This is a genomic window from Actinomyces sp. S6-Spd3, from assembly GCF_000758755.1.
Classification (GTDB): Bacteria; Actinomycetota; Actinomycetes; order Actinomycetales; family Actinomycetaceae; genus Pauljensenia.
Window position 1 is genome coordinate 1 of record NZ_JRMV01000222.1, and the last position, 705, is coordinate 705.

General features: G+C 52.5%; 1 rRNA gene. It reads left to right on the forward strand.

The features are described from left to right. Window positions 1-705: ribosomal RNA gene (locus HMPREF1627_RS01860) — 23S ribosomal RNA — on the forward strand; the annotation flags it as partial.

The window sequence follows — 705 nt, forward strand, 5'->3', positions numbered from 1 at the left end:
GTTAGTCGGGTCCTAAGGCGAGGCCGACAGGCGTAGTCGATGGATGACCAGTTGATATTCTGGTACCGGTTTTTTCTTGTCCAGTGCTGACAAAGTTGTGCTAACCAACGCCGTGATGGTGGTGATTCCTTCGGGTTTTACCACCTAGTGGTCTTGGGGTCCCTTCTTGGGTAGGCAAGCGTGTTAACAGGGGTGACGCAGTAGGGTAGCTGATGCTGGCCGGTGGTTGTGCCAGTCTAAGGTTGTGGCCCGCATGCTAGGTAAATCCGGTGTGCTGTCTTTAATGACGTGGGTGAGGGCTGATGGGACTGCCACTTATAGTGGTGGTTATTGGTGTGCCTGTGCTGTCTAGAAAAGCCTCGACGTTAGAGAATGACCGCCCGTACCCTAAACCGACTCAGGTAGTTAGGTAGAGTATACTAAGGCGTGCGAGTGAATCATGGTTAAGGAACTCGGCAAAATGCCCCCGTAACTTCGGGATAAGGGGGACCAGGCCCGGACAAGTACTGTTTTTCTGGTTTTTGTTTGGGTGTGGTCGCAGTGATTTGGAAGAAGCGACTGTTTACTAAAAACATAGGTGTGTGCGAAGCCCTAAGGCGATGTATACGCACTGACGCCTGCCCGGTGCTGGAAGGTTAAGCGGAAGGCTCAACCCCTTGTGGGGTGAAGGTTTGAAGTTAAGCCCCAGTAAACGGCGGTGGTAAC